This is a genomic window from Massilia sp. YIM B02769, from assembly GCF_030411995.1.
Classification (GTDB): domain Bacteria; phylum Pseudomonadota; class Gammaproteobacteria; order Burkholderiales; family Burkholderiaceae_D; genus Telluria.
In genome coordinates this window covers 123,575-144,120 of the sequence record NZ_JASNRC010000013.1, presented here as the reverse complement: position 1 = coordinate 144,120, position 20,546 = coordinate 123,575, and the positions used below count along the sequence as shown (strand labels likewise).

General features: G+C 66.9%; 17 protein-coding genes. 7 read left to right on the top strand and 10 right to left on the bottom strand.

What is annotated here, in order from left to right:
• The first annotated feature begins 187 nt into the window (after positions 1 to 187).
• The 4 genes from QPK31_RS20765 (at position 188) to QPK31_RS20750 (ending at position 7,062) form a co-directional block, all read left to right on the top strand.
• Complete coding sequence (locus tag QPK31_RS20765; RefSeq protein ID WP_290424789.1) at positions 188 to 2,542, top strand: S9 family peptidase; 2,355 nt, start codon at positions 188 to 190, stop codon at positions 2,540 to 2,542.
• An 83-nt stretch (positions 2,543 to 2,625) separates the two neighbouring features.
• Complete coding sequence (locus QPK31_RS20760; protein ID WP_290424788.1) at positions 2,626 to 4,842, top strand: hypothetical protein; 2,217 nt, start codon at positions 2,626 to 2,628, stop codon at positions 4,840 to 4,842.
• Positions 4,843 to 4,944: 102 nt separating this feature from the next.
• On the top strand, positions 4,945 to 6,651 hold the full coding sequence (locus QPK31_RS20755) for a VWA domain-containing protein (protein WP_290424787.1): 1,707 nt from the start codon (positions 4,945 to 4,947) through the stop codon (positions 6,649 to 6,651).
• 219 nt (positions 6,652 to 6,870) lie between these two features.
• The gene (locus tag QPK31_RS20750) at positions 6,871 to 7,062 is read left to right on the top strand and encodes a YqaE/Pmp3 family membrane protein (protein ID WP_229437895.1); all 192 of its coding nucleotides are present in this window, start codon (positions 6,871 to 6,873) and stop codon (positions 7,060 to 7,062) included.
• Positions 7,063 to 7,068: 6 nt separating this feature from the next.
• Here the strand turns inward: QPK31_RS20750 and QPK31_RS20745 are convergent, their stop codons facing one another.
• The 3 genes from QPK31_RS20745 to QPK31_RS20735 are packed head-to-tail and all read right to left on the bottom strand — an operon-like array spanning position 7,069 to position 9,808.
• On the bottom strand, positions 7,069 to 7,287 hold the full coding sequence (locus QPK31_RS20745; RefSeq protein ID WP_290424786.1) for a hypothetical protein: 219 nt from the start codon (positions 7,285 to 7,287) through the stop codon (positions 7,069 to 7,071).
• A 59-nt stretch (positions 7,288 to 7,346) separates the two neighbouring features.
• Positions 7,347 to 8,579, bottom strand: coding sequence for a M20/M25/M40 family metallo-hydrolase (locus tag QPK31_RS20740; protein WP_374045830.1), 1,233 nt, complete (start codon positions 8,577 to 8,579; stop codon positions 7,347 to 7,349).
• Positions 8,579 to 9,808 carry a urate hydroxylase PuuD gene (locus tag QPK31_RS20735; protein WP_290424784.1) on the bottom strand — a complete coding sequence of 410 codons (1,230 nt, stop codon included), beginning with the start codon at positions 9,806 to 9,808 and terminating at the stop codon, positions 8,579 to 8,581. Before QPK31_RS20735 ends, QPK31_RS20740 begins: the two co-directional genes overlap by 1 nt.
• Positions 9,809 to 9,930: 122 nt before the next feature.
• Here QPK31_RS20735 and QPK31_RS20730 point away from each other — a divergent pair, with 122 nt between their 5' ends.
• The 3 genes from QPK31_RS20730 to QPK31_RS20720 all read left to right on the top strand — a co-directional run bounded on the left by QPK31_RS20730 (position 9,931) and on the right by QPK31_RS20720 (position 13,171).
• Complete coding sequence (locus QPK31_RS20730) at positions 9,931 to 10,869, top strand: LysR substrate-binding domain-containing protein (protein ID WP_290424783.1); 939 nt, start codon at positions 9,931 to 9,933, stop codon at positions 10,867 to 10,869.
• Between the two features lie 74 nt (positions 10,870 to 10,943).
• Positions 10,944 to 12,698 carry an allantoate amidohydrolase gene (locus tag QPK31_RS20725; protein WP_290424782.1) on the top strand — a complete coding sequence of 585 codons (1,755 nt, stop codon included), beginning with the start codon at positions 10,944 to 10,946 and terminating at the stop codon, positions 12,696 to 12,698.
• Entirely contained in the window at positions 12,695 to 13,171 is a 477-nt protein-coding gene (locus QPK31_RS20720; protein WP_290424781.1) for a GNAT family N-acetyltransferase, read from the top strand. The genes QPK31_RS20725 and QPK31_RS20720 overlap by 4 nt, the downstream gene beginning before the upstream one ends.
• A 173-nt stretch (positions 13,172 to 13,344) precedes the next feature.
• Here QPK31_RS20720 and QPK31_RS20715 read toward each other — a convergent pair whose 3' ends face one another.
• The 7 genes from QPK31_RS20715 to QPK31_RS20685 form a co-directional block, all read right to left on the bottom strand.
• Positions 13,345 to 14,211, bottom strand: coding sequence for a DMT family transporter (locus QPK31_RS20715; RefSeq protein WP_290424780.1), 867 nt, complete (start codon positions 14,209 to 14,211; stop codon positions 13,345 to 13,347).
• The gene (locus QPK31_RS20710) at positions 14,204 to 15,025 is read right to left on the bottom strand and encodes a DUF2182 domain-containing protein (RefSeq protein ID WP_290424779.1); all 822 of its coding nucleotides are present in this window, start codon (positions 15,023 to 15,025) and stop codon (positions 14,204 to 14,206) included. Before QPK31_RS20710 ends, QPK31_RS20715 begins: the two co-directional genes overlap by 8 nt.
• The gene (locus tag QPK31_RS20705; protein WP_290424778.1) at positions 15,022 to 15,624 is read right to left on the bottom strand and encodes a DUF1326 domain-containing protein; all 603 of its coding nucleotides are present in this window, start codon (positions 15,622 to 15,624) and stop codon (positions 15,022 to 15,024) included. The genes QPK31_RS20710 and QPK31_RS20705 overlap by 4 nt, the downstream gene beginning before the upstream one ends.
• A 205-nt stretch (positions 15,625 to 15,829) precedes the next feature.
• Complete coding sequence (locus tag QPK31_RS20700) at positions 15,830 to 16,156, bottom strand: hypothetical protein (RefSeq protein WP_290424777.1); 327 nt, start codon at positions 16,154 to 16,156, stop codon at positions 15,830 to 15,832.
• A 75-nt stretch (positions 16,157 to 16,231) separates the two neighbouring features.
• Entirely contained in the window at positions 16,232 to 17,473 is a 1,242-nt protein-coding gene (locus tag QPK31_RS20695; RefSeq protein WP_290424776.1) for a Zn-dependent hydrolase, read from the bottom strand.
• Between the two features lie 147 nt (positions 17,474 to 17,620).
• Complete coding sequence (gene hydA / locus QPK31_RS20690; protein ID WP_290424775.1) at positions 17,621 to 19,000, bottom strand: dihydropyrimidinase; 1,380 nt, start codon at positions 18,998 to 19,000, stop codon at positions 17,621 to 17,623.
• Positions 19,001 to 19,036: 36 nt separating this feature from the next.
• Positions 19,037 to 20,527 carry an NCS1 family nucleobase:cation symporter-1 gene (locus QPK31_RS20685; protein WP_290424774.1) on the bottom strand — a complete coding sequence of 497 codons (1,491 nt, stop codon included), beginning with the start codon at positions 20,525 to 20,527 and terminating at the stop codon, positions 19,037 to 19,039.
• Positions 20,528 to 20,546 lie beyond the last annotated feature (19 nt).

The following is a 20,546-nucleotide window of genomic DNA, read 5'->3' as shown; positions in this document are numbered from 1 at the left end:
ACCGGAGTAAATAGTTCGAACATCCGCGCGAATATCGCAATACATACAGCAATACGCACAGCAATACGCGGGTAAAAATTCTTGCGGATTAATCATCCGCGAAGTGCCCCGTCGCATGGTGGCTGAGCTAGAATGCTTTCGCAATTTCTAGCCAGAAAGCTATTTCGCTAACCAACCACCCATCACGATGCGACTTCCTGTACTGACGATTCTTGCCGCGTTCACCGCGCTGCCCGCGATGGCGGCGCCAACGCCCATCACCCTCGACCAGGCCATGGCCAACCCCGACTGGATCGGTAACCCCGCCGAACAGGCCTGGTTCAGCTGGGACGGCAAGCAGGTCTTCTACAAGCAGAAGCGCACCGGCTCGCCGCTGCGCGACACCTTCGAGGCCGTCCAGGGCGGCCAGCCGCGCAAGGTACAGGACGCCGAACTGGCAAAGCTCGACAGCCCGGCCGTGGTCTACAACCGCAACCACACGCGCGCCGTCCTGGTGCGCAACGGCGACCTGTTCGAGCGTGACCTGAAGAACGGCGCCCTGGTCCAGATCAGCCGCGGCGTGAAGGCCGAAGACCCGCAGTTCTCGAGCGACGAGCGCGCCGTGCAGTTCCGCGTCGGCCACGAGTGGTTCAGCTGGGACCGCAGCAGCCGCGTGCAAGGCCCGGTCGCCCTGCCCCGTGCCGCCAAGGACCCTGCCGCGAGCGACCCGGACGCCCTGCGCGACATGCAGCTGCGCCTGATCGCCACCCTGAAGCGGGCAAAGGACGACCGCGACGCCGGCCGCGCCCGCGCCGAGGAAGAACGCCGCGCCGACCCGACCCGCGCCCCGAGTCCGATCTACCTGGGCGACAAGCTCACCATCGAAGGCAGCGCCCTGTCCCCGGACGGCCGCTGGCTGGTGGTCGTCACCGCCGCGAAAGGCGGCGACAAGGGCCGCGTCGGCAAGATGCCGCGCTACGTCACCGAATCGGGCTACGAGGAAGCCGACGACGAGCGCACCCGCGTCGGCCGCAACAACCCGGCGCCGCACGCGCTGAAACTGATCGACCTGGCGACCAACAAGGTCCAGGACATCCCGTTCGACAGCCTGCCGGGCATCGCCACCGACCCGCTGGCCAAGCTGCGCGCCGACGCCAAGCTCGACCCGCTGAAGGGCAACCGCCCGCTGCGCATCGCCGACCGCGCCGACGCCGTGCGCTGGACCGCCGACGGCAAGCAGGCCGCCGTGATGCTGCGCGCGGTCGACAACAAGGACCGCTGGATCGCCACCATCGACCTCGGCGCCGCCAAACTGAAACCTGTGCATCGCCTCAGCGACGAGGCCTGGGTCAATTACGACAACAGCGACTTCGGCTGGCTACCGGACAACCGCACCCTGTGGTACCTGTCGGAAGAAAGCGGCTACTCGCACCTGTACACCTCGACCGCCGACGGCCAGGCGCGCGCCCTTACCAAGGGCAAGTGGGAAGCCGGCGACGTGCAGTGGAACTTCGACGGCAGCACCGCCTATATGCTTTGCAACCGCAAGAACCCGGGCACCTATGAAGTCTGCGCGGTGAATGCGAAAGATGGCGCGACGCGCGAAGTGACGGGCCTGGAAGGCGTGGAACGCTTCGCCCTGTCGCCGGACAACCGCAAGCTGCTGGTGCACTACTCGTCGAGCTACATGCCGATCCAGCTGGCGACGGTGCCGGTATCGGGCGGCGCGGCAGCGAAACTGACCGACACCCGCACCGCCGAGTACAAGGCGCGCGAGTGGATCCAGCCCGAATACGTGGCCGTGCCGTCGAGCGACGGCGGCGACCCGGTGTGGTCCAAGCTGTACCGCCCGGCCAAGCTGGAAGCCGGTAAAAAATACCCGATCGTGATGTTCGTGCACGGCGCCGGCTACCTGCAGAACACCCACAAACGCTATCCGACCTACTTCCGCGAGCAGATGTTCCACAACCTGCTGGTCGAACGCGGCTACATCGTGCTCGACATGGACTACCGCGCCTCGAAGGGCTATGGCCGCAACTGGCGCACCGCGATCTACCGCCAGATGGGCCACCCGGAACTGGTGGATTACCAGGACGGCGTGAAGTACCTGGTGCAGAACCTGCAGGGCGACGCCCAGAACGTGGGCATCTACGGCGGCAGCTACGGCGGCTTCATGACCTTCATGGCCCTGATGCGCGCGCCCGAGATGTTCAAGTCCGGCGCCGCGCTGCGCCCGGTGACCGACTGGACCAGCTACAACCACGAGTACACCGCCAACATCCTGAACACGCCGGACCTCGATCCGCAGGCGTATAAAATCTCGTCGCCGATCGAGTATGCCGAGAACCTGCGCGGCAACCTCCTGATCGGCCACGGCATGGTCGACGACAACGTGTTCTACCAGGACTCGGTGCGCATGGCCCAGCGCCTGATCGAGCTGCGCAAGGATAACTGGGAACTGGCCAGCTACCCGCTGGAACGCCACGCCTACACCCAGCCGGAAAGCTGGTTCGACCAGTACCGCCGCATCCTGAAGCTGTTCGAGCGCACGCTCAAGCAGTAAGGAAACAGGAAGTAAGCGAGCGCCCTGCGGGGCGCTTTTTGTTTTACTGTTGTGCGCTCACCTTGCTACTTGATCCGATGTCCATGACGCTTCTTCATTCTCCGCTCCGTTTCGCCGTCTGCCTCGTACTCGCCAGCGGCGCCGTCCATGCCCAGGATGGCTTTGTCGGCTTGCCGACCACCGGCAAGGTGGACGACAGCCGCGTCGTGTCGGCGCGCCACGGCACGGCCGCGCCGGAGCAGGCGAAGGCAGCGCCGGGCAAGCCCGCGGCTGCGGCGGCGCCGGCACGCAAGGCGGCCATTCCCGCCGGCGGGATTACCGGCGTGGTGGTCGAGAACACGGCGGGCGAACAGACCAAAGTGCCGCTCACCTTCGGCCAGGTATTCGCACCCGGCGACCTGCCGCGCGGCGCGGGCCTGTCGGGAAAACTGGCCGACGGCAGCACCCTGCCGCTGCAGGTCGACGTCAAGGCCACCCATCCGGACGGCTCGGTGCGCCACGCGGTCATCTCCGCCCTGCTGCCGCGCCTGGCGAAGGGACAGGGCGCCGGCATCGCCCTGGTCAAGGGCGGCGCCAGGAGCGACGATGCGCGCGCCAGGCCGGACCTCGACAGCGGCGCCAGCGTCGCCATCACGATCGACGGCGAACGCTACACGGCGTCCGCCGACCGCCTGCTGAAGGAGCAAAAGCCGCAGGTCTGGCTGAACGGCCCGGTCGTCACCGAACTGCAGGTGGCCGCGCCGCTGCGCAATGCGAAAGGCGAGGAACACCCGCACCTGGCGGCGCGCTTCGCGATCCGCAGCTACGCCGGCACCGGCAAGACCCGCGTCGACGTGGTGGTGGAGAATAACTGGGCCTACGAGGCGGCGCCCCGGAATTTCACCTACGACGTCGAGCTGAAGGTGGGCGACGACACGGTCTACGCAAAGAAAAACTTCACCCACCTGCACCACGCGCGCTGGCGCACCCTGACCTGGCGCGGCGCCGCGCCCGCCGTGCACCTGCGCCACGACACGGCCTACCTGATCGCGTCACGCGCGCTGCCGAACTACGACCGGTCGGTGGTGGTGTCGGATGCGGCGCTGGCCACGCTGATGGACAAGTTCGATGGTTCCAGCGCCGAGCCGATGGGGGTAGGCGCCGCCAGTCCGGCCATGCCCAACACCGGCGGGCGCAACGACATCGGCCTGCTGCCGGGTTGGGCCGCGATGTACCTGCTCAGCATGGACCCGCGCGCGAAGCAGGTCACGCTCGGCACCGCCGACCTGGCGGGCAGCTGGTCGGTGCACTACCGCGACAAGCGCACGGCCTTGCCGGTCAGCCTGATGGACTACCCCTACATGACCATCCTCGGCAATCCGGGCGACACCCGCAATCCGAAGACCGGCAAGCAGGAAGGCTTTCCGCGCTGCGCGCCCGACGCCTGCAAGACGCCCTATAAAGTCGACAGCGCGCACCAGCCGGCGTTCGCCTACCTGCCCTACCTTGTCACCGGCGACCATTACTACCTGGAAGAGCTGCAGTTCTGGGCCATGTGGAACGTGTTCTACTCGAATCCCGGCTACCGCAAGAACATCCGCGGGCTGGTGGAACCGCACCAGGTACGCGGCCAGGCCTGGAGCCTGCGCACGCTGGCCGAAGCGGCCTACGTCACGCCGGACAGCCACCCGCTCAAGCGCGACTTCCTGGCCATCCTGAAGAGCAATCTCGATTACTACAACGCGCTCTACAGCGACAACCCCGCCGCCAACCGCCTCGGCGTGGTCGACAACAAGCCGGCCGTGGTCTACAAGGGCAAGACGGCGGTGGCGCCCTGGCAGGACGACTTCTTCACTTCGGCGGTCGGGCACGTGGCCGAGCTGGGCTTCAAGGATGCCCAGCCGCTGCTGAAGTGGAAGGCAAAGTTCCCGATCGCGCGCATGGTCGGCGCAGGCGCCTGCTGGGTCGATGGCGCCAACTACACGATCACCGTGCGCGATGCGCCCGGCGCGCCGATCTACGACAGCATCGCCCAGGCCTACCGCAGCACCATGGGCGAGCTGGCCGGGCTGCCTTGCGCCGGGCCGGAACTGGCGGCCGCCACCAAGCGCCAGGTCGGCGACATGGGCGGCTATGCGGGCACGCCGATCGGGTTCCCGTCGAACATGCAGCCGGCGCTGGCGTATGCGGCCGACGTCGGCGGCGAGGCCGGCAGGAAGGCCTGGGCGCGCTTCATGTCGCGCAGCGTCAAGCCCGACTACGGCAAGGCGCCACAGTTCGCGATCGTGCCGCGTTCGCTCGATGCCGACGATGCCCGCTGAACCGATGCCGTCAGCATAAAGGATTACAGGTTGTAAGCGCCGTTGCAAATCCGGCATGGTTGTTGCACCTTATCGGCATAATAATCCGAAGGAGGTCCGATCATGAGATGTTCCCTGCGTACGCCCGCGCTCCTGGCGCTGGGCGCTGCCGTCCTGGCCGCTTGCAGTGTCTCGACGCCCGACCGGCAGGCGGCACGGGCGCCTGCCGTCGCCGAGGCGCCCGCCCCCGCTCCGCCCCCACCTCCTTCGGCATCCACCTACGCCCCGGCGGCCCCGCGCAGCGTGACCGTCACCGGCTCGTCGATCGCGGCGCCGCAGGCCATGCTGAAGCGCGCGCCCGCGCCGGGCTACCTGATCATCGCACCGCCCCAGGCCGACAAGTTCCCGGACAAGGAAGCGAACGCCACCCAACTGGTGGCCGAGCATCCGGTGTCCACCTTCAGCGCCGATGTCGACACCGCCTCCTACGCCTTCGTCCGGCGCCAGTTGACCGGCGGGCGCCTGCCGCCGCCGGGCGCCGTGCGCGTCGAGGAAATGGTGAACTACTTCCCCTACCGCTACGCCGCGCCGACGACGCGTAACGCGCCCTTCGCCGTAACGACCGAAGTCATGCCCAGCCCCTGGCGCGCCGGCAACCAGCTGCTGCACGTAGCCGTGCGCGGCTTCGACCTGGCACAGGCCGAGCGTCCGCCGCTGAACCTGGTGCTGCTGATCGACGTCTCCGGCTCGATGGGGGGACCGGACCGCCTGCCGCTGCTGCAGCAGGGCCTGCGCCTGTTCGCGGAAAGCCTGCGCGAGAACGACCGCGTGTCCATCGTCACCTACGCCAACGGCACCGAGGTCGCGCTCGAGCCGACCCTGGGCCGCGACAAGCAGAAGATCGTCGATGCGCTCGACGGCCTGCGCGCGGCGGGCGGCACCGCCGGCGGCGACGGTTTGCAGCGCGCCTATGCGCTGGCCGAGCGCCACCGCGACCCGAAGGCGGTGAACCGCGTGATCCTGGCCACCGACGGCGACTTCAACATCGGCATCACCGACCCGAAACAGCTGGAGCGCTTCATCGCCGACAAGCGCAAGAGCGGCGTCTACCTCTCGGTGTTCGGCGTCGGCACGGGCAACCTGAACGACGCCCTGATCCAGCGCCTGACCCAGTCCGGCAACGGCAACGCCGCCTACATCGACTCGCTGCTGGAAGCGCGCAAGGCGATGCAGGAAGAACTCGGATCGACCATGTTCCCGATCGCGAACGACGTCAAGATGCAGGTTGAATTCAATCCGAAACAGGTGGCCGCCTACCGCCTGATCGGCTACGAAACCCGCATGCTGGCGCGCCAGGATTTCAAGGACGACAAGGTCGATGCGGGCGACATGGGCGCCGGGCACACCGTCACCGCCATCTACGAGATCACGCCGGCCTCCGAGGCGGGCAAGCTGGTCGATCCGCTGCGCTATGGCGACGGCAAGAAGGCGGCGCCTGCCGCCAAGGGCGATGAGCTCTGTTTCGTGAAGGTGCGCTACAAGCTGCCGGGACAGGGCGCGAGCCGCGAGACCGCGCATGCGGTGCGTGCGGCCAGCGTGCGCAAGGCTTTCGATGCGGCGTCGGAAGACGCGCGCTTTGCGGTGGCGGTGGCGGCCTTCGGCCAGCGCCTGCGTGGCGAAGCGCCGGTGGCGGACTACAGTTATGCCGATATCGCCAGCCTGGCAAACGAGGCGCGCGGCAAGGATGCGGAGGGTTACCGCGCCGAGTTCGTGCGGCTGGTGCGGATGGCGGAGTCCTTGGGCAAGACGAATCCGGTTGGTCAGCCGTAGGGTGGGTTCTTGAACCCACCACGACGGTGCATGCAGACCGTCGCCCGGTGGGTGCTCGAACCAACATGACGCTGCATGGCGGTCTATTGTCCGGTGGGTTCGAGAACCCACCCTACAAACGCGGCAACGGTGTGCTGAGCCCCGGCGTGCCTGTTATAAGATTTCGACAGACACGCCCGGTTCTTCGGGCTCCCTTATCCCACTATTCCAGGAACCCCCATGCGCCTTCTCATTGCCCTGATCCTCCCCTGGCTCACCTTCTTCACCATCGGCCGCCCGATCGCCGGCATCATCTGCCTGATCCTGCAGGTGACCCTGATCGGCTGGCTGCCGGCCGCGATCTGGGCGGTCTATGCCCTGAGCCAGTACAAGACCGACCAGAAAATCGAACGTTCGATGCGGGGACGGTAACGCGGCTCAGGCCTCCGGCTTCTTGCGCTTGCCCCTGCCTTTTCCCTGACCGCGGTCGGCCAGCAACTGGTCGACCGACATGCCGGCTTCCTGCACGATCGCCAGCACCTGCTCGCGCGCCTTGCGCAGGTCTTGCTTCTGGCGCTCCTTGAGTTCCTTCTCGACGTCGAACTGCAAGCCTTTCAGTTCGCCGAGGTTGTAGTTCGACAGATCGATCTGTGCCATCGCTTGCCCTCTGTTCGGTTGGAACCCCTAGCCTATCACGGCTCAGGGTGCATGCAGCGTCATGCAGACAGCAAATCGACCAGCGTCAGCGCCACCACCTTCGTCGCCTTGCGCAGGTCGTCCAGCGCCAGCTTTTCGTCGGCCTTTTTCGCATTCGATTCCGGCACCGTGCGCGGGCCGGCGCCGTACATCACGGCCGGGATGCCGTGCTCGCCGTACAGGCGGGCGTCGGCATACAGCGGCGTGCCCACGGCCGGAATCTCCTCGCCCAGCACCGCGCGGCCATTGCGCTGCAGGCTCGCCACCAGTTGTTCGGAGCCCGGCAGCGGACGCAAGGCATGCGACAACAGCAGGCGCCGGATCTCGACGCGGATGCCGGGCAAGCCCCGCACCGCCTCCTCGATCAGGGCGCGCACCCCGGCTTCCACGGCAACCGGGTCTTCCTCGGGAATCATGCGCCGGTCCATTTTGAGGACCACCTTGCCCGGCACGACATTCGTGTTGGTGCCGCCGTCGATGCGGCCGACCAGCATGGTAGGCGAGTCGATCCCGGCCACGCCCGACTTGATCTTCTTCAGCTCGGGCAACTGGCCATAAATCGCATTCAGGATGCGCGCGGCCGCCTGCAATGCATCATGCGCCGTCTCGGGCATGGCGCCGTGACCGGCCTTGCCGTGTACCGTGACTTCCAGCTGCAGGCAGGCGTTGTGGGCGGTGATGACCTGGTAGCTGAACCCGGCCGCGATCACCAGGTCGGGTTTTGTCAGCTTCTGCTCGAGCAGCCAGCCCGGCCCGAGCAGGCCGCCGAACTCCTCGTCGTAGGTGAAGTGCAGCTCGACCCCGCCCTTCAGGGGCAGGCCCAGCGCCTCGATCGCGCGCACGGCGAAGATGTAGGTGGCGAAGTCGCTCTTCGAGACCGCGGCGGCGCGCCCGTACAAATAGCCGTCCTCGATCTCGGCGCCGTAGGGCGGCTTGGTCCAGCCTTCGCCCGGCGGCACCACGTCGCCGTGGGCGTTCAGCGCGATGGTCGGGCCCTCGCCATACGGGCGGCGCACGATCAGGTTGGTGATGGATTCCATGCCGTAGTCGGCGACAAGCTGTGCCGGCACCGCGTGGCGCTCGGCTTCCCATCCAAAGGCGCGCACCATCTCCGCCACGGCCTCGGCATGCGGCGCGTTGTTGCCCGGCGGGGTATCGGTGGGAATGCGCACCACGCCCTGCAGGAAGGCGACCTGCTCGTCGAAGTGGGCGTCGATCCAGTCGAGCAGCCCTTGTCTCGCTTGCGTATCCATCATTGGCTTCCTGTCTTGGCGCCGGCTTCGAACCAGGCGCCGACCTGCGCCCGTTCGGCATCGGTCATGTTGGTGAGGTTCGCCAGCGGCATGGCTTTCAGCTGCACGGTCTGCTGGTAGATGCGAGCCGCGTTCTGGCTGATGAGTTCAGGCGATTCGAGCATCACGCCGGCCGGCGCGGTGGCAAAGCCGGGTTGCGTCGGTTTCGCGGCGTGGCAGCTGACGCAGCGCTGGTCGACGATGTGCTTCACCTGGGTGAACTGGGCCGCCGTATCCACGCCAGGTGCCTGCACCACCGGCGCCTTCGGCGCAATCAATACCGCCAGCACGGCCAACAGCGCGACGCCGGCTGCCGGATACTTCCACTCGATACGGCCCTTGTGGCGCAAATTGAAGAAGTGGCGGATCAGGACGCCGGCCGCCATGATCACGCCCAGCACGGCCCAGGCATGCTCGTGGCGGTAGGTCATCGCATAGTGGTTGCTGATCATGAGGAACAGCACCGGCAGCGTGAAGTAGTTGTTGTGCACCGAGCGCTGCTTGGCCTTGATGCCGTAGCTCGGGTCGGGCTTCTGGCCGGCCATCATGGCGTTCACCATCTTGCGCTGCCCGGGAATGATCACGTGGGCGACATTCGCCACCATGATGGTGCCGATCATGGCGCCGATGTGCAGGTAGGCCGCGCGTCCGCTGAGCAAATGGGTGAGCACCCAGGCGCTGCCGACCAGGAAGGCGAAGATGACGACGCCGAAGGCCAGGTCGCGCTTGCCGAGCGGCGACTTGCACAGCAAATCATAAACGAGCCAGCCGACCACCAGGCTGCCCAGGCCGATGCCCACCGCCTGCCAGCTCGAGAGGTCGGCCACACTGCGGTCGACCATCATCGCCTGCGCGTTCAGGTAGTAGACGATGAAGAGCAGCGCAAAGCCGGACAGCCAGGTGGAATAGGCTTCCCACTTGAACCAGTGGAGTTCCTTCGGCAGCGTGGCCGGCGCCACCAGGTATTTTTGCGGGTTGTAGAAGCCGCCGCCGTGCACGGCCCAGAGTTCGCCAGCCACGCCTTTTTTCGCCAGGTCGGAATCCGGCGCGGGCGGCTTGATGGTGTTGTCGAGCCAGACGAAGTAGAAAGAAGCGCCAATCCAGGCGATGCCCGTGATGATGTGCAGCCAGCGCACCAGCAAATTCAGCCATTCGAGGCCGTAGGGAGCCAGGTATCCGAATACGTCCATGCAGGGGTACCTCATCTTATTCGTGGCGATATTTCAACGAAGATACGCCGTTTTCATTTTCTACAACATGAAATATGCCGTATATTCGACATAATCGAACCAATATACGTCCAACATTCCCCATGGCCAGCCTGCCCCAGCACCTCGACCTGCACCTGATCCGCATCCTCTACCTGCTGCTGGTAGAAAAAAACGTCTCGCGCGTGGCGCTGAAACTGAACCAGCCCCAGCCCTCGATCTCGGCCTCGCTGCGCAAGCTGCGCGAGCTGACCGGCGACCCGCTGCTGGTGCGCGGCGCACGCGGCATGGTGCCGACCCAGCACGGCGAAAGCCTGCTGAAACCGGCCAAGCGCATCCTCGACGAAACCGAGAGCCTGTTCGTCAAGAAGTCGCCCTTCGTGCCCGAGGCGGCAGCGCGCACCTTCCACATCGCCGCGCCCGACTACCTCGACACCCAGTTCCTGCCGAACGTGGTCGCCTCGATCCGGCGCGGCTCGCCGAACAGCCGCGTGGCCATCCACAGCCTGGGGCCGGGCACCGACTACCTGCGCATGCTGTCCGACGGCGAGATGGACCTGGTGATCGCCAACTGGGACGAGCCGCCCGCGCACCTGCACATCTCCAAGCTGTTCGAGGACCCGATCGTCTGCACCATGCGCGCCGAAAGCCCCTACGCCAAGCGCACCGAGGCCGACGCGATGACGATCGAAGACTACCTCAGTTTGCCCCACGTGGCGCCCTCGCAGATGCTGCCGGGCTACCACGGCGTGATCGACTCCTTCCTGGCGCGCTCTGGGCTGCACCGCAAGATCGCGGTCGAGTCGCCCTACTTCGGCTTGATTCCGTACATGCTGACCCAGACCGACCTGGTGCTGACCACCGGCCGCCAGTTCATGCGCTTCTATGAAAAGTCACTGCCGCTGAAGACCTTCACCATGCCGATCAAGTTTCCGCCGATGCGCTTCTACCAGCTGTGGCACCAGCGCGTGCACCAGTCGACGGAACACAAATGGCTGCGCGATCAGGTGAGCCAGGCGGCGCGGGCGCTGGTGCAGAAGTGACTATATCGGCGCCCGTATAGGCAGGGGCGCCCTCCGGCTTTATCATCGAAGGCTCGAACCATGCGAGGCCGATCATGACTACCCTCTCCAGCCTGAACACACTTGACGCCGCCGCTTTTGGCGCGGCCCTGAACGGCATCTACGAGCATTCGCCCTGGATTGCGCAGCGGACCGCGAGCGCGCGTCCCTTTGCCTCGCTGGCGGCGCTGAAACTGGCCTTGCAGGCGGTGGTCGATACGGCTTCGGAGGACGAGCGCCTGGGCCTGCTGCGCGCCCACCCCGAGCTGGCGGGCAAGGCGGCGATTGCCGGCGAGCTGACGGCCGAGTCGACGGGCGAACAGGCGGCCTCCGGCCTGAACCTCTGCAGCGCCGAGGAATACGCCACACTGCAGCGTTTGAATGCCGCGTACAACGACAAGTTCGGCTTCCCCTTCATCCTGGCCGTCAAAGGCCCGACCGGGCGCGGGCTGACGCGCACGGCGATCATCGACACCTTTGCGCGGCGCCTGAAGCATGCGCGCAGCGACGAGCTGGCGGAAGCCCTGCGCCAAGTGCACCGCATCGCCGAGATCCGCCTGAATGCCCTGCTCGGCGTCACGCCGTCGATCGGCGCGCAGGTGATGGACTGGGCCGAGATCCTCGGCGCCTGGAGCGATACCGACGCGGGCCTGACCTGCGCCTACCTGACGCCGGCGCACCGCCGCACTGCCGACCAGATCGAAGCCTGGATGCGTGAGGCCGGCATGCAAACGCATATCGATGCGGTCGGCAACGTGGTCGGCCGCTACGCCGCGCTGGATCCAAACGCCAAGACCCTGATGACCGGCTCGCACTACGACACCGTGCGCAACGGCGGCAAGTACGACGGGCGCCTGGGCATCCTGCTGCCGATTGCCATCGTGCGCGCGCTGCAGGCGCGTGGCGAGCGTTTGCCGTATCACCTCGAGGTGGTCGGCTTTGCGGAAGAAGAAGGCGTACGCTTTCGCAGTACCTTCCTGGGCAGCAGCGCGATCACCGGGCAGTTCGACCTGGACCGGCTCGACACCCAGGACGCGGACGGCGTGAGCATGCGCCAGGCGCTGCTCGAAAGCGGCCACCATCCCGCGGCGATCCCGTCGATTGCGCGGCGGGCGGAGGACCTGCTCGGCTTCGTCGAAGTGCACATCGAACAGGGTCCGGTGCTGCTGGAGCGCGGCTTGCCGGTGGGCGTGGTGACGGCGATTGCCGGCAGCTCGCGCTACCTGGTCGAACTGGAAGGCGTCGCCAGCCATGCGGGCACCACGCCGATGGGCATGCGGCGCGATGCCGCCGCGGCCGCCGCCGAGATCGTGCTGCTGGTCGAATCGCGCTGCAGCGGCGTCGCGTCGCTGGTCGGTACCGTCGGCCAGCTCGAAGTGCCGGCCGGCTCGGTGAACGTGATCCCCGGCGCCTGCAAGCTTTCGCTCGACATCCGCGCGGCCGATGACGCCGTGCGCCTGGCGGCGGTGGACGATATCCTGGCCGGCATCAGCGCCATTTGCGCGCGGCGCGGCATCGACGAAAAGCTGTGGAAGATCGTGGAAGCGGAAGCGGCGCCCTGCTCGCCGCGCCTGATGGATGCGCTGGGGGCAGCGGTCGAGCGTGCCGGCGTGCCGCGTTTTGACTTGCTGTCGGGCGCCGGGCACGATGCGATGCAGATGGCGCAGATCACGGAGGTCGCCATGCTGTTCACGCGCTGCGGCAACGGCGGCATCAGCCACAATCCGCTGGAGACCATGACGGCCGACGACGCCGAGCTGGCGGGGCAGGTGCTGCTGGATTTCCTGCGCAGCGTGTCGACGAGCGCATGATCGCCCTGCGGCCGGCGCGCGGTGACGAGGTCGCCGCCTTGTGGGCGCTGCGTACGCGCGCGGTTGCCCATGGCTGCGCCGGGCATTATGCGCAGGATGTGCTGGATGTCTGGCTGGCGTCTCCGGCGCCGGACAGCTTGTCACATTTGATTGCAGCGGGCGGCGCCACCGTCGCGGAGGAAGCCGGGCGCATGCTTGGGTATGCCGCAGTGGACGTGGTCAGCGGCGAAGTCGATGCGGTGTTTGTCGAGCCGGGCGAACATGGGCGCGGCATCGGACGCATGCTGCTGGCGGCCGCCGAAGACATGGCGCGTGCGGCCGGCTGCAGGCGACTGTTTCTTTCGGCCTCGCTGAACGCCGTGCCCTTTTACCAGCGCGCCGGGTTCATCGCCCTGCGCGAAGCGCTGTACCCGCACCGCTCGGGCATCGGCATTCCATCCGTGTACATGGAAAAGCAGACGACCCAGGCGTAGGGTGGACGGCTACGCCGCAGACGATGCGCATCCGCGGCGGGTGCGCCGCCCACGTGTTCGACTGTCTTCCGAACAGAGGTAAATGGATAGGCTGCGCCGACGCTGGCGTGCGTTGAACGCGTGGGCGGCGCACAAGCCAGGTATGCGCATCGTCTCCGGTGGAGCCGACCACCCTACGCTCTTGCCCGGCCCGCCAGCACGAGCGCAATCCCGCCGAGGATCGCCACCGAGGCCACTCCCAGCCGCAGGCTCAATGGCTCGGCCAGGAACAGCACCGCGCCGAAGGCCGTAATCACCGGCACCGACAGCTGCACTGTCGCCGCGCGCATCGCGCTGAGTTCGCGCAGCGCCGTGTACCAGAGCGCATAGCCGACACCCGAGGTGATGGCGCCCGATGCCACCGCGAGCAGGATGCCGCCCACGTCGGCATGCGCGCCGCCGACAAAGGGCAGCCACAACACCAGCGCCATCGGTGCGGCGCGCAGGAAGTTGCCGGCCGTGGCGCCAAGCGGATCGAGCGCGCCGCGTCCACGCAGCGAATACACGCCCCAGGCCACGCCGGCCAATGCCATCAGCACCGCGCCCACAATGGGCGGTGCGCTGACGCCCGGCAGGACAAGATAGACCAGGCCCAGCGCCGCCACGGCCAGGCCGGCACAAGCCAGCGGCGCAAAGCGCTCGCCGGCGCGCAGGGCGGCGCCGAACATGGTCAGCTGGACGGCGCCGAACAAAATCAGCGCGCCGCTACCGGCCGCCAGGCTCACATAGGCGAAGGAAAAGAAGGCGACATAGGCGAACAGCATCGCCGCCGACAGCCAGTCGCCACCGGCCTCCTCGGCGCCGCCCGCACGCCAGCGCACGATCAGCGCCAGCGCAATGGCGCCGGAAACGATGCGCACCGCGCCGAAGCTGGCCGGGTCGATCCCGCCTTGCAGCAGCGCCAGCCGGCACAGCAGCGAGTTGGCGGCAAAGGCCAGCATCGCCGCCGCCGTGAACGCCAGCGTCGACAAGCGCGGGCGGCTGGTGGCGAGGTCACGCATGGCTGGCCACCAGCAGTGCCGACCAGGCCAGCAGCGCCGCACCCAGCGGCTTGCCCACGAACTTGTCGAACTGGCGCCCCCAGGGTGCGTTCTTCTCGACGGCCATCACAACTGCCAGCACCAGCATCCAGCCCAGGCTGCCGGCGCCGACGGCGAACATCAGCAGCATCAGCGCCCAGCAACAGCCGACGCAATAGGCGCCATGGTGCAGGCCGAGCAGCAAGGCCTGGCGGCCGTGGTCGCGGCCGCGCCAGTGCGTCATGATGAAGCCGAGCGGCGAACGGCAGCGGTCGAGGCAAGCGTATTTCAGGCGGCTGAACTGGAAGGCGCCGGCGCCGGCGATCACCGCGGCGCCGACGATCCAGCCGTTCCAGGCCAGCTGCGGCGATTGGTTCATCAACGCCAGCAGGCCCGTGTGCAAACCGTGGGCGAGGATGCCGAAGGCGCCCCAGGCGGCCATGTAGCCGAGGCCGAGCAGCACCAGCAGGCGGCCATGGTCGGGCCGGCTGGCGGTCAGGCGGTCGAAGGCGTCGAACAGCGGCAATGTGGTGGGCAGCATCATCGCGGCGGTCATCAGGATCCAGGCCACAGCATACAACAGCAGCGGGACCACGATGTCGCCGGCCGGCAGCGCGCGGCACAGCGCGGCGGCCGGGCCGGAGGCGGTCCAGTCGCCGTGGTCGAGATAGCGCCCCCAGGGACTGCCGGCCCAGATCCACAGGGTCAGCCAGGCCAGCGCCGCCAGCGCCAGCAGCAGCGGCGCGAATACGCGGGTATGGCGCCGCACGCGCGGCGCGTTGGCCGCTGCGCTCATGCTTCGAACACGAAGGTGCTTTGCAGCGCGTTATGGTCGCGCAGGTTCAGGTGGATGCCGAGGGTGTCGTTGCGCGATCGGTAGACCGGCGCCTTGCCCACAAAAACCGGGGCGCCGGGCACGGTCGAGAAGATGGTTTCGGTCAGCGTGGTGGTGTTGCCGCTCGGGCCGCGATAGGGTTCGAGCTCGGCATAGTAATCGCTGCCGATGGCCAGTTCTCCCCTGCCCTCGTTCACCGTGAACGTGATCGGTGCGCGTTCGATCGAGACCACTTCGCCGATCAGCTTGGACAGTTCGGCCACCGCGCCGCCGGACTTGCCGCTGTAGACCTTCAGGAGCGCGTCCATTTGTTCATCGCTGGCGCCGTCGTCGACGAAGAAGGCGACGCGCCAGTTGCCCTTCAGGATGTTGCCGGGCAGATGGGACACGGCGGCCAGCGTGTGTCCGCCGACGTCGACGCCGTCGATGGCGCCCTTGTCGATGTGCCAGGCGACGATGGTGTCGCAGGTGCCGTGGTCGGGGTCTTCGCCGATCCAGCACGGGCACAGGACCTTGCAGTTGCAGACTTCCAATAGCCTGCCTTCGAGACGATAGCTCATGATGCTTCCCCTTTGTCGTGGCTGCCGGTTGCAGGGGCGCGGACCGGCTGCATCTTTACAAAGTAGGACGGCGGGAAGTCACAGACAAGCGCGGCGTGGCGCAGTTGATATGAGCCAGATCAAAAGCACAAGCTGCAGGAGTCCCTTATAAAAAAGTGCGACATGCGCCCGTTGTTTGAAAGCGTGGACGGCAAAGCCGTCGACCCTACTCGAGGTGTGCGAGGCCGCGCCGGGCCTGCTTGCGCGCGCGCAACCAGTCGCGTCCTCCGCGCTCCAGGGCTTTGGCGATCACATTTTCCGGCAGGCTGTAGACCGTGGCCCAGGTGGCGCGGCCGTCGGCGGCGTTCGCCGGGAAGCTGTGGGTTTCGATCGGCCAGTGATACTTGCGCTTCAGGGTGCGCACGATGGCGGCCAGGGTCACGCGGCCCTGCAGCGGTTCGGAACCGGTCTGGTCCTCGTTCGACAACAGCACCGCCAGCACGGCGCCGCGTGCGGTCAGCGGACCGGGAAAGGTAGGGAGTTTGCTCGGCATGCGGCCATTCTAGCCGCGTTTGCCGGCATGCAGCGGACGCGTCCCTGCCCTCACGCCATGATCGACTGCGCGACCTTACTCCACCACTTGTGCCCGCTCCAGCATCGCATGCAGCAGCACGTTGCAGCCGGCTTCCAGGTGCGCGGGCTTGGCGTCCTCGATCTCGTTGTGGCTGATACCGTCCTTGCAGGGCACGAAGATCATGCCGCTCGGGGCCACGCGGGCGGCGTAGATGGCGTCGTGGCCGGCCCCGGAGACCACGTCCATGACCGGGTAGCCCAGCTTGTCGGTGGCGGCGCGCACGGCGTTCACGCAGTCCGGGTGGAAGGGGCAAGGCGGATAGTAGGAGACGCGCTCGACTTCGATGCCGAGGCCGGTCTCGCTTCGCGTCTTCGCGACAAAGGCGAGCATCTCCTCGTGCATGGTGTTCAGCAACTCATCGTTCACATTGCGCAGGTCGATGCTGAACTTCACCTGGCCCGGGATCACGTTGCGGCTGTTCGGGAACACCTGCACCATGCCGACCGTGCCGCGTCCGTAAGGCGGATAACGGTTCGCGATGGCGACCACCTCCTGCATGATGGTAGTTGCCACCTGCAGCGCGTCGCGGCGCAATCCCATCGGCGTGGGACCGGCGTGCGCCTCCATGCCGCTGACCGTGCAGTCGTACCAGGACAGGCCCATCACGGCCGGCACCACGCCGATGACCTTGTCGGCGTCTTCCAGCACCGGGCCCTGCTCGATGTGGGTTTCGAAATAGGCGCCGATGGGGTGCTGGCCGGGTTCTTCCGTGCCCAGGTAGCCGATGCGTTCCAGTTCCTCGCGCACGCTTTTTCCGTCGACATCCCTGGCGGCGTAGGCGGCCTCCAGGCTGAAGGCACCGCAGAAGACGCCGGAGCCCATCATCACCGGCACGAAGCGCGAGCCTTCCTCGTTGGTCCAGAAGGCGACCTCGATGGGCGCTTCGGTGACGATGCCCCGGTCATTCAGGGTGCGCACGACTTCGAGGCCAGCCAGCACGCCGTAATTGCCGTCGAACTTGCCGCCGGTGGGCTGGGTGTCGACGTGGCTGCCGGTGACGATGGGGGCGAGATCGTTGTTGCGGCCTGCGCGGCGCATGAAGACGTTGCCGATCTTGTCGACGGTGACCGACATGCCGGCGTCACGGCCCCATTGCACGACCAGGTCGCGGCCCTGGCGATCGAGGTCGGTCAGGGCCAGGCGCTTGACGCCGCCCTTCTCGGTGGCGCCGATCTTGGCGAGTTCCATCAGGGAGTGCCAGAGGCGTTGGCCGTTGATGCGCAGGGTGTCGGGCATGATTTTCTCCGGGTGGGAACGCGGCGGCTTTCGGTTACAGGGTGGCAGGCCACCGCCTGTTGAACGCGTGGACGGCAGAGCCGTCCACCCTACGGTTTTCGCATGCGCCCCGGGGTGTGCGGAACGGGGCGCCGTTTGCGGTATCGATCAGGCGAATGCGGGACGGTCGATGTGGCGGCCGGCGCCTTCTTCGGCGCGCAGGTCGCCGCGCTCGAAGACCAGCTTGCCGGCGGCGACCGTGTGCGTCGGGATGCCGCGCACGGTGCGGCCTTCGAAGACGTTGAAACCGCCTTTCGAGAACTGGGTTTGCGCGGAGATGGTGCGCGTGCCGTTCGGGTCCCAGATCACGAGATCGGCGTCGGCCCCGACCGCGATGACGCCCTTGCGCGGGTACATGTTGAAGATCTGGGCGGCGTTGGTGGACGTGACGCGCACGAATTCGGAAGGCGTCAGGCGGCCGCTGTTGACGCCGGCGTCCCAGACCACCGCCATGCGCTCCTCGACGCCGCCGCAGCCGTTCGGGATGCGCGTGAAATCGTTCGCGCCCATCGCCTTTTGCTCGGCGCAGAAGGTGCAGTGATCGGTGGCAGTGGTGTGCAGGTTGCCGCCGGTGAGGCCGTGCCAGAGCGCATCCTGGTGGTGGCGGCTGCGGAACGGCGGGCTCATGACGTGGCCGCGCGCGAAGTCCTCGTCTTCGCTCTGGTACACGCTGTCGTCGATCACCAGGTGGCCGGCCAGCGCTTCGCCATACACGCGCTGGCCTTTGGCGCGGGCGCGCACGATGGCGTCCAGCGATTCGGCGCACGACACGTGGACGATGTAGACCGGCGTGCCGAGCACGTTGGCAATCGCGATGGCGCGGTTCGCGGCTTCCGCTTCCACCTCGGGCGGGCGCGAGAGCGGATGGGCTTTCGCGCCGGTGATGCCCTTGGCCAGCAGTTCCTGCTGCAGCTGGAACACCAGCTCGCCGTTCTCGGCATGCACGGTCGGAATCGCGCCGAGCTCCAGCGCGCGGCGGAAGCTTTTCACCAGCGTCTCGTCGTCGGCCATGATCGCGTTCTTGTAGGCCATGAAGTGCTTGAAGCTGTTCACGCCGTGCTCGCGCACCAGGGCGCCCATGTCGGCGTGCACCGAATCGTCCCACCAGGTGACGGCCACGTGGAAGGTGTAGTCGGCCGCCGACTTGCGTGCCCAGCCGCGCCAGGTGCGGTAGGCTTCCAGCAGCGATTGCTGCGGGTTCGGGATGACGAAGTCCATGATGGTCGTGGTGCCGCCCGCCAGGCCGGCCGCAGTGCCGCTGAAGAAGTCGTCGGCCGTCACCGTGCCCATGAAGGGCAGCTGCATGTGCGTGTGGGTGTCGATCCCGCCCGGCATCACGTACTGGCCGCCGGCGTCGATCACCGTGGCGTTGGCGGGCGCGTCGAGGCTCTCGCCGACGGCGACGATCTTGTCGCCAAAACAAAGCACGTCGCCGCGGAAGGCGCGGTCGGCGTTCACGATGGTGCCGCCACGGATGATCGTCGTCATGGATACGTCCCTTTCAGATGGACCCTGGCCCGGGTCTCAGGTTGGAGTATGCGGCGCCGCACGCAGCGCCGGCGCCGTGCGGCCCTTCATCATCAGCCCGTAGACGACCGCCGCGATCACGACGCCCACGAACCAGGCATAGGTATAGATGGTCTTGAAGGCTTCGCCCACGTTCGGGAACGAGGCCGGCAACGCCGCGTTCAGGAAGCCCGGCAGGTTCGGCAGCACGCCCGCGGCAAAGGCCACGATCGCCGCCATGTTCCAGCCGCCCTTGTACGAATAGGCGCCGTTGTCGCGGTACAGCTGGTCGACGTCGAGCCGGGTCTGGCGGATGAAGTAGTAATCGATGATCATGATGCCGGCGATCGGCCCGAGCAGCGCCGAATAACCCGTCAACCAGATGAAGATGTAGTTCTGGGTCGTCTCCAGGATTTTCCACGGCATCATCGCCAGCGCGATGCCGGCCGTGATGTAGCCGCCGGTGCGGTAGGTGATGCGCTTCGGCGACAGCGCCGAGAAGTCGTAGGCCGGGCCGACCAGGTTGGCCGCCAGGTTGACGCTGGCGGTGTCGATCAGCAGGATCAGCAAAGCCACCAGCACGGCGATGCCGGTCATGCGGCTGGCCACGTCGACCGGGTCCCACAAGGCTTTGCCATACAGGACGATGGTGGCCGAGGTAACGGTGACGGCCAGCGCGGCGAGCAGCGCCATCGGCAGCGGCAGGCCCAAGGTCTGGCCGACCACCTGGTCTTTTTGCGTTTTCGCGAAGCGGGTGAAGTCGGGGATGTTCAGCGCCAGCGTGGCCCAGTAGCCGATCATGGCGGTCAGCGACGGCCAGAACACCTGCCAGAACAGACCCGCTTTCGGGCCGCCCTGCACGAACTGCGAAGGTTGATCGAGCAGCGGACCGAAGCCGCCGACCTTGTCGTAGACCCACCAGAGCAGCAGGAAGCAGATCGCGATCTTCAATGGCGCGGTATAGGTTTCGAGCTTGCGGATCGACTCCATGCCGTGCACGATGAAGTACATCTGGATCGCCCAGAAGCCGAGGAAGCAGGCCAGTTGGCCGGCATTGATGCCCAGGCCCGGCAAATTGTCGCCGCCGATGGGGGCGCCGAGCAGCACGCCGAGCAGCGTATAGATCATGCTGCCGCCGAACCAGGTCTGGATGCCGTACCAGCCGCAGGCGACGATGGCGCGCATCAGGGCCGGCAAGCGTGCGCCGCGGGTGCCGAAGCTGGCGCGCGCCAGCACCGCGTAGGGAATGCCGTACTTGGTGCCGGCGTGGCCGATCAGGAGCATGGGCAGCAGCACGATCACATTCGCCAGGAACACCGTCAGCACCGCCTGCCAGGCCGACATGCCGCTTTCGATCAGGCTGGCTGCCAGCATGTAGGCCGGGATGCTGATGACCATGCCGACCCAGAGGGCGGCGAAGTGGTACCAGCGCCAGGTGCGCTGGGCCGGGCTGGTGGGAGCCAGGTCGTGGTTCCAGAGTTCGTTGCTGACTGCTTGCTGTTCCGTCACAGTGGGCTTCTCCTATCGG